This is a genomic window from Methanosphaera sp. (assembly GCF_016282985.1).
Lineage (GTDB): Archaea > Methanobacteriota > Methanobacteria > Methanobacteriales > Methanobacteriaceae > Methanosphaera.
In genome coordinates this window covers 1-8,667 of sequence record NZ_JAEELZ010000006.1, presented here as the reverse complement: position 1 = coordinate 8,667, position 8,667 = coordinate 1, and the positions used below count along the sequence as shown (strand labels likewise).

Sequence of the window (8,667 nt, the reverse complement as noted above, 5' to 3'; positions counted from 1 at the left end):
TCCTCCGCATGCTGTTGTGGTTGTTTCTCCGCCACATGCTGTGTTTATTTCTCCTCCGCATGCTGTTGTGGTTGTTTCTCCGCCACATGCTGTGTTTATTTCTCCTCCGCATGCTGTTGTGGTTGTTTCACTGCCACACGGTGTTGAAAAATAGTTTCTAGCAATTTTTGAATTGTTAAATTTTTTATTTTCTGTCCAAGAATTTAATTTGTACATATTATATTCTCCAATTATTAAAAGTTATCAAACTTTATTATTATTTTAATCTTTTTTTTATTAAATGTTAAGGTAACCAGGTAGTAACTAGTATAATGTTTAAGTAACTAGAAAGTAACTTAAATTTAATAAATATTTTAGGATAAACTTAGTAATGTGTAGAGGTATATAAATGGATAATTCAGATATTGTTGCAACTCGTTGTCCTGTAGAGGAAGCTATGAAATTAATTAGTAAAAAATGGGTAATTCAAATAGTCAGGGATATGTTTTTTGGTAAATCTCATTTTAATGAATTTAAAGAAGGTAAACCAAATCTTTCAAATAAAGTATTATCAAATTGTTTAAAAGAAATGGAAGCTAATGGCTTGATTAATAGGGTAGTTGATGAACAAGATAATTCATATATAGAATATTCATTAACCCAAAAAGGTCTTGCTTTAAATAAAATTGTTTATGAATTAGCACGTTTTTCTTTAGTCACTGATTTAAATAATAAATATTACAGTGATGAAAAAAAGAAAGAAATAGAAAAATTATTTAGAGAAACATTGGATATAAATTAATCATTTATTATTTAATATAATTAAAATTTCTTTTTGGTGTTCTTGACAACTTTTTGTTCTTTTTTCTAAATTTTTTTCAATCAAATCATTACATTTTAAATATTAAAAAAAATATACTAATAACTGTATACATAATGTAATGTAATTAAATTAGTGGAGGTTAATAATATGGCTGATGCAGTACATAAAGAAATTTTAAAAACTATTTCCGTACTAATGACAACTGCTTTCGCATTTGTGGCAGGTTCTGCATGGAATGACGCAATTCAAACATTAATTACTCAATTTGTTGGAGAATCTGGTTCTGCAGTATCTGGAATGTTAATATATGCAGTTCTTGTTACTATAATTGCAGTTGTAGTTACTTTAATAATTGGTAGATTAGTTGGAAAAGCAGGTATTGAAATAGACGAATAATTTCAATACTCTTTTTACTATTTTTTTTACAATTTTTCTTTAAAAATACTTTTTTTTATAATTCTGCGATAATTTTCTCAAATTTTTCCAAAGAAGAAACTTCAAATACTTCGGCCCCAATTTTTTCATACTCGCTAACGAAACTACTGGCATTGTTCCATCTGATTTTTTTCTCAGGATTTAATATTATAACTCTATGGGCTCTTTTAAGCATTTCTTTAATGAGTAAAGCACTTTCTAAAGTACCGTTTACGCGTTTTCCTTTCCAATCACGACAGTCAGTCATCAGAATAATGTCTGTACGTTTATTTATGTCTGCCGTTTTTAGAAATTCTTTAAAAGATTTTGTCATATCGGACTGACCATATAATGATAATCCTTTACTTCTTTGAGCAACATTAACCTGTCCGGCGCTACTGAATGATTCTGTATTTAACAAATCAGTTACATCTGTTATTTTATTATCAAAATCATATATTTTAACTTTGTTAAATGTAGATTTACATCCATATAATAAAATGAAAAACCATGTAGTTACCCATTCACATGATCCACTTACATCACATAAGAAGACATGTTTTGTTTTCTTTACTGGTGGTTTTGCATAGATTAATTTTACGCAATGGCCTCCATTTTTTATATTTGACCGTATAGTTCGAGGCATATCTAATTTATGGGATTTGGCTTTTTTTCTTCTTGATGAACGTTTATTAGCAATTTTACGACTTAATTTTCTACATAATTCAAAAATTCTGGGATCAAAATTATCAAGTAATAATAAACTGCCATCTATTGCTCTTCCTTCTTTAGCTTCGGTTTCGGAACGATACTTAATCATTTCATCATATAATTCCTGAAGTTCGTCTAAATTTTGATTCATAGGGAGGGGTTGCTGTGAAGATTCCTGTATTTCTGTAATATTTTGGGTTTTGGATTTTTCATTTTCTGTTTCTTCGGGTTTTAATTCAATTTTGTCAAAAACCTTTTTAAAAGCTCTTTCAAATTTAACATGATCCCCTATATCCTTTACATATATAGCTTCTAAAGAATTACGAAGTTCATCAACAGTCATTATGTTTCTCATTGATTCAAAGACTTTACAAGCTAGAGTAGTACTTCTAATACTTACAAACATACCTTCATTTCTTAAAAAATGAGAAAGCATTACAATTTCTTCCACCATCAAATCCCTCTTTATTGCTTATTAATATTATTATATCAATTATAACTATATTATAACTTTTTTGATAAACGAGTTACAAATCATAAAATTTATTTCTTGATTATATTCTATTGGTTGTTATTTCTTCTTTAATGACATCATGTGATTGATAATTTTGTACAATATAAAATATATGTACTAATATATTGATCATGAATATTTTAAACTTAAGCTATTTCATAGTCTAAAAAATAAGTTATCCTATTGTAGAGATTATAATATGAAAAAACAAAGTATTAATAATTATGTACTCTTAACTTTCAGTAATTCTTTTTTTTTAACATTTCAGGATTTTCAAGATATTTCTCTATTTTTTCATAGAATAATTTGAAATGATAACCAAATACAAATACATGACTTGCTGTTAATGAAACTGATATTTTTCCATCCACTAATTTTCCCCAAGAAATTACTGGCATAAGCTGGTTGGGGGATGCAATAATATTGGTCATTGAATCAAAATCAATCCAGGGAATACAGGACAAATTGCATATGGGCATTTCATCTCTTAGTGAAGGTTCCACAAGATATTGGTTATTCTCGATATCCTTTTTTTTATTTTCTATGTATTGGTTATATTCATTTAATGTTTGATGTTCTGATGGTGGTAAGATTTCTATTTCCCTAATTGTATGATCTTCTTGCATTATTGGACTGACGGCATTTATTTTTTCATATTCATAGACTTTGTTGTTTATGATTCTTCTTTTAAATTCTGGAATTTCATTTACAGCTTCTAAGATGCATGCTGCAGTCATATTGAAGAAGGGTATGTTATTTTCTTTAGAATATTCATAAGTTTTTTGAGCATTTACTCGTGCAGTTATCGAATATCTTGATGTTAAAAAATCTTGAAACGGTAATTCTTCTATTTTAACGTCTAATTCTTTTTTAGAATATTTATTCATATTTTCACCTATATAATTAATTATGGGATGCTCTTTTAAAGATATTGCCTTAAAATAAAGAAAAAAATTGCTAAGCTAATCGGAGGTAATGTATTAATGCTAAGGAGGATATAAGTTGATTATTTACTCTTCATCACTGTTTATGTTACAGTAATTTATTTTTGACGTGTTTTTGTACGTGTCTAGGAATTCTTTGAAACTGTCGATTGTTTGAGTGTTTATTCTATAATAGGACCATCTACCCTTTTTTGTAACTAAAACGAGTTTGGAATCCGTTAATTGTTTCATGTGGTGTGATAATGTTGATTGAGCAATTTGCATCTGATTTAAAATGTGGCAGGCACATAATTCCTCTTCGGATAATAGTTTTATTATTTCAACCCTATTTTTATCACTCAACGCTTTAGCTATTTTTATTATTTCTTCAGTTTCCATGTTCTCACCATTATTAAATTATATATAGCTCTTATTATTAATATTTAAAAATAATTAAGGGGAATGGATATAATTCATGAATTATACCATTCTTTCGTATTGTTAATTATTTTTACAAGTAACAACATTAATGGTACTTCTATAAGTACTCCAACTGTTGTTGCTAATGCAACTGGACTTCCTATTCCATATAATGCGATGGCTATTGCCACGGCCAGTTCGAAGAAGTTTGATGCTCCCACCATTGAAGCTGGGGCTGCTATGTTTTGTGGTATTTTCAATAGTTTTGCACTCATGTATGCTATTGTAAATACTAAAAATATTTGTATGGCAAATGGTATTGCTATTAGCACAATATCCTGTGGATTGGATAGTATTAAATTTCCCTGGAAGGAAAAGATAAAAATCAATGTTAATAGTAATCCTATTGTGGTTATATTATTGAATTTTGGTATAAAAGTATTTTCCAGATAATCCACGCCTTTGTTATTTATGAAATATTTTCTTGTAATTATACTGGCAATAAATGGTATGACTACAAATAATATTACGGATAATATCAAAGTATCATAGGGTATTGCTATCTTTGATATTCCCAGTAAATATGTGACTATTGGTACATATGCAAATAGTATTATTATATCATTTGTTGCAACCTGAACTAAGGTATATGCTGGGTTTCCATTAGTCAGTTCACTCCATACAAATACCATTGCCGTACAAGGTGCGGTTCCAAGTAGTACTGCACCGATTAAATATTGTGTTGCCAAATCTGCCGTCATTATCGTTTGATATATTATTGTGAAGAATATTAATGATATTAAGTACATACTAAACGGTTGTATTAACCAATTTACGCACCATGTTAATACAATTGCCCTTAGGTTATCTTTTACTCGTTTTATCGAGTTAAAATCTATTTTTAGCATCATAGGATATATCATTATCCATATTAATATTGCCATTGGTATGGATATCTGTGCATATTCAAATTTACTTAGAAATTCTATTACAAATGGAAAGTATTGGCTGATTATTATCCCAATAACCATACAGATTATTACCCATACTGTTAAATATTTATCAAAGAAACTAATCTTGGAATCGTTACTCATATTATCATCCGGTTATTTTTTTTAAACATATGAAATTATATCTATAAATGTAGATATATAGATATATTATGATTTTATTATTATATAAATAATGCTATTTTTTTTATTTTAAATATTTTAATGTATTTTCTAAAGAGCTTAGAAATATTATAAATCTATAAAACTTAGTAAAAATAATGAAATTGTAATATCTTTAGAATTTAAAATTAATAATGTTCAACAGGTGATAATATTACATTAAGAATGGGAGGTGAAGGAATAGTATTTATTAATGAAAAAAAGTTACTGAAAAAGGATATTAATGGATTAATAAAAGAAAAAATTTCATAAATCTGCGGAAATTAAAAATAGAAAATTTGAAGGATTGAGATTTTATTTATAAGTTATGGTATGATTTAATCAATATTTTCTATAAATACTTGCTCTATCATCAACATCCATTAATTCTATAAATCTTTTTTAGTATTTACATAGTAAACTATTCTATAATTTCCAATTCTGTATCTTTTACATTTAGGACATTTTTTACTTTTTAATTGTTTATTTTGTTTTTGGAAAGGATCTTCAGAAATAATATTTAAACTTTCAATGATTTCTTTATATAACTGCTGATTGGTTTTTGAATATTTTGATAATTTTTTTAAGAATAATTTTGTTGGTTTTTTGGAGTAGTTCATATTAATCCTTCATTTTCTAATCTTTTAAGTTCTTCATCAATATTATCAAAATCTACTTCGATTATATCACTGTAATCCTCATTTTCAATTTTTTCGATACATTTATTGTAGTAACTGGCTTGATCGTCATCCAATTCTTCAGACATGTTTTCATTATGTTCTTGTATTAGTTTAAGAATTATTTCATTATAAGTATCTTTTTTACTTCCTAATTCAGATAACATAGTATGTACTTCTTCTGTTACTTTAATAGTTTTCATAACCATTTTTTCACCGATTTTTTTCTTACACTGGATTATATTTTTTCTATTATTTATATTTGGTGTACTATTTCTACCGTTTTTATTACTTTATTGTTTTGATATTGTTTGATGTATATGTAATGATTGATTTTTGATATTTTAGTAATTTTTTTTGTTTTTGTATTTTTTCAAAAAACTGTTTGTTACTTTTTTGGTGGTGAATATTCAACATTTTTTTGTATTACTTTTTGTCTTAAAATCACTAAAAAAGTATTACTTTTTGTTGTTGTTATTTCGTTATACATAGATATAACGAAGTAATTTCTTAAAATTTTCACTGGACTGTAAATTCTGCCAAAAAGAGGGGTATTTTAGATTCATTTATCATACACACCATATACACCAACAACTTAATTATTTGATTTTCAGAGGTATATTGCAAGTGTAAACATACTTTTTTTTATTATGCAGTTAGTATTTAAAAATATGTTCTATACTACATATATGTTTATACATGAAATGTTAAATATTTCATCTAATTTTTTAGGTTAATATGTTAATCATAGAAAAAATATTTAAAAAAATAATTTATATAATAATCTCTTATTTTTTAGCACTGTTCTTCAATTTCTAGTGATTGAGAGAATTTTGGATAAAAAGAAATAATTAAATAGGGCGCTTTTTAATATTAAAAACTTAATTAATAGAAAAAAAAGAATAAAATGGGTTTATTGGTTAATTTTCTTAGAATATGGAATTAAGATCTATTTTATTAGAATAAGCATCATATGCAAATGCAAGTTTTACAATTAAACTTATTATTGATACAATCATGCTTCTATTTGAAATCATGAATAGTGCAGCAAATATTACTGAATAAAGTACAAATACTAAAATCCATTTGATTCTTGCTTCAGGTGTTGTGATTGCTTGTCCTAAACCTGGAAAAATAAATGAAATAATAGCTGCTAATATACCTGGTTCCATATCGTTTCACCTCTTGATTTTTATAAAGTTTCCAATAATTAAATGTATATTTGTTTCTTATATTTAATTTTACTTATGTTGTTTTGTCAAAATGTAATTGTCCCATTTGTTTACTAAAATTACATTTTATCGTTCCTATTTTCTAGTCTCAAATTAATCATAGGGAGAATATGGTACTATCAGTATACTAAATTATAAATAAGGATTAATGGATGAAAATATAAGAGAATCAACAGATAATGGAAGAGTTGATTCAGTATTAATGTTGGATGATGTCATATTATGTGGTTGACCTTTATTTTCACAGATAAATGAAGGATCTAATGTTGTGGTTAAAACGCCTTTTTTTATAAGTATCTGTACATATAAACCAGAATTTTGTTCTTTTACAGCATCAAAAGTCCCTTTATTGATATTGCAGGTAATTTTCCTTCAATTTTTTTAGTTCAAATTTCATTTTGGATAAGTCGGCATAGCTTAAATTATACCCTTTTAAAACATTTTTAATTTTTCTTCATCATCTATTAATCCTTTTAGCATTCATAAGAAAACCTTTTTAATTATTTTAAATTTGCATGTTTAAATGGTAAAGCAAGATTAACAAGTTAAAATAAATTAATTATCTTCAGTAATTAAAACAATTTTTTTAAACTTCTCTAGAAGATAAAGGAATTGTTGTTTATAAAATAAGGAAAATTATGTTGAAGATAAAATGTTAATTGGATGGTTAAAGGGGTTTTTATCCAATATACTCAATTTTAAGAATGTTTATAAATTAGGAGTACATTCTTAATTTGAATATTTTTTTTTAACATTTCCGTATTTAAATCTGAATTTATAAAATATATTTTTAAAATTCTGGTTATACTAGTAATTTATAGGATAAATATATAGTTTAATAGATGAAATTCAACAAGTTGATTCATGGAGAAATGCATAAATTGTATAGAGTTTCATTAAACTGTGACATATATATTAACAGAATCAAACTCTAAACTTTTATAAAAGATAGGATATTCATCCTCTAATTTAAAAAGTCTATAGATGCTTTGGATTATAAAACATTCTATTTTATAAATATTGGTGTTTTTCTTATTGTAATTTAGTGATTCTATTGTTGTTATTACACTATATTTTTCTTTTACTTCGTAACTTTCTATAAAATTATTATCAATTAATTTTTATGAATTTAATTTTCTATAATTTAATTTTCATTTTTTTTATGAATTTAATTTTCTAGAATAAATTATTAATATTATGTTTGATATTGGATTTTACAATTTATTGATAACTGATGAAAACAAGGATAGATGTTTTATATTAGAAAATATTATCTTTCTAGAGTTAATTAGGCGTGGATATGAAATAACTATTGGAAACATAAATCAAAATGAAGTAGATTTTGTATGTAAAAAAAGAAGAAATAAAATATATGTTCAAGTTTCCGAGTCTTTACTTGATGAAAAAACAAGAAAAAGAGAATTTAAACCATTGCTTATGATACCAGATAATTATCCTAAGTATATTTTAACAATAGATAACTATGATTTTTCACAAGAAGGCATAAAACATATGAATATAATTGATTTTCTCAAAAATGAGGACATATGATGGAAAATATGACTAATTCGATAATTTGAATAGAAATAATATATAATATTCAAAGGATACCAATTACCCTTAAGTAATCCGCATAAATTATTCTTTCCATAATACCAACATATATTCATAAGATTTTAGTAAAAGAAGTTTTACTTATAATATGCTATTTATGGTATTTAAATATAAATTTATATTGATTGAAAAGTTGGTATTTGGGAAGATTAATACTTTTTATCTTTCAATTTCTTTCAAATAATTGTCCAGTAAGTCAAATAATTCCT

At 25.5% G+C, this 8,667-nt stretch carries 11 protein-coding genes; 3 read left to right on the top strand and 8 right to left on the bottom strand.

The features are described from left to right. Window positions 1–216 (bottom strand): hypothetical protein (locus tag QZZ11_RS00495; protein WP_292472524.1); only part of this gene is annotated, 216 nt, incomplete at its 3' end. A 172-nt stretch (window positions 217–388) separates the two neighbouring features. Here QZZ11_RS00495 and QZZ11_RS00490 point away from each other — a divergent pair. Both QZZ11_RS00490 and QZZ11_RS00485 read left to right on the top strand, forming a co-directional pair. Further along, window positions 389–781, top strand: coding sequence for a helix-turn-helix domain-containing protein (locus QZZ11_RS00490; RefSeq protein WP_292472522.1), 393 nt, complete (start codon window positions 389–391; stop codon window positions 779–781). Window positions 782–949: 168 nt separating this feature from the next. Next, window positions 950–1,198 (top strand): DUF5654 family protein, encoded by a 249-nt coding sequence (locus tag QZZ11_RS00485; RefSeq protein WP_292472520.1) that lies wholly within the window; start codon window positions 950–952, stop codon window positions 1,196–1,198. 55 nt (window positions 1,199–1,253) lie between these two features. Here QZZ11_RS00485 and QZZ11_RS00480 read toward each other — a convergent pair whose 3' ends face one another. The 7 genes from QZZ11_RS00480 to QZZ11_RS00450 all read right to left on the bottom strand — a co-directional run bounded on the left by QZZ11_RS00480 (window position 1,254) and on the right by QZZ11_RS00450 (window position 6,784). Then, window positions 1,254–2,381 (bottom strand): VWA domain-containing protein, encoded by a 1,128-nt coding sequence (locus QZZ11_RS00480; RefSeq protein WP_292472519.1) that lies wholly within the window; start codon window positions 2,379–2,381, stop codon window positions 1,254–1,256. Between the two features lie 299 nt (window positions 2,382–2,680). Further along, window positions 2,681–3,328, bottom strand: coding sequence for a CatA-like O-acetyltransferase (locus tag QZZ11_RS00475; protein WP_292472517.1), 648 nt, complete (start codon window positions 3,326–3,328; stop codon window positions 2,681–2,683). 123 nt (window positions 3,329–3,451) lie between these two features. After that, window positions 3,452–3,763: a metalloregulator ArsR/SmtB family transcription factor gene (locus QZZ11_RS00470; RefSeq protein WP_292472515.1), complete on the bottom strand. Its 312-nt coding sequence runs from the start codon at window positions 3,761–3,763 to the stop codon at window positions 3,452–3,454. 74 nt (window positions 3,764–3,837) lie between these two features. Further along, window positions 3,838–4,878: an ACR3 family arsenite efflux transporter gene (arsB, locus tag QZZ11_RS00465; RefSeq protein ID WP_292472513.1), complete on the bottom strand. Its 1,041-nt coding sequence runs from the start codon at window positions 4,876–4,878 to the stop codon at window positions 3,838–3,840. A 446-nt stretch (window positions 4,879–5,324) separates the two neighbouring features. After that, window positions 5,325–5,555 (bottom strand): type II toxin-antitoxin system RelE/ParE family toxin, encoded by a 231-nt coding sequence (locus QZZ11_RS00460; RefSeq protein WP_292472511.1) that lies wholly within the window; start codon window positions 5,553–5,555, stop codon window positions 5,325–5,327. Next, a complete protein-coding gene (locus QZZ11_RS00455) occupies window positions 5,552–5,821 on the bottom strand; it encodes a hypothetical protein (protein WP_292472509.1) in 270 nt (89 codons plus the stop codon). Before QZZ11_RS00455 ends, QZZ11_RS00460 begins: the two co-directional genes overlap by 4 nt. A gap of 720 nt (window positions 5,822–6,541) precedes the next feature. After that, the gene (locus QZZ11_RS00450) at window positions 6,542–6,784 is read right to left on the bottom strand and encodes a hypothetical protein (RefSeq protein ID WP_292472507.1); all 243 of its coding nucleotides are present in this window, start codon (window positions 6,782–6,784) and stop codon (window positions 6,542–6,544) included. A 1,257-nt stretch (window positions 6,785–8,041) separates the two neighbouring features. On the opposite strand from QZZ11_RS00450, the gene QZZ11_RS00445 reads away from it, so the two are divergent. After that, window positions 8,042–8,395, top strand: a complete 354-nt coding sequence (locus tag QZZ11_RS00445; protein ID WP_292472505.1) for an ATP-binding protein — start codon at window positions 8,042–8,044, stop codon at window positions 8,393–8,395. Window positions 8,396–8,667 lie beyond the last annotated feature (272 nt).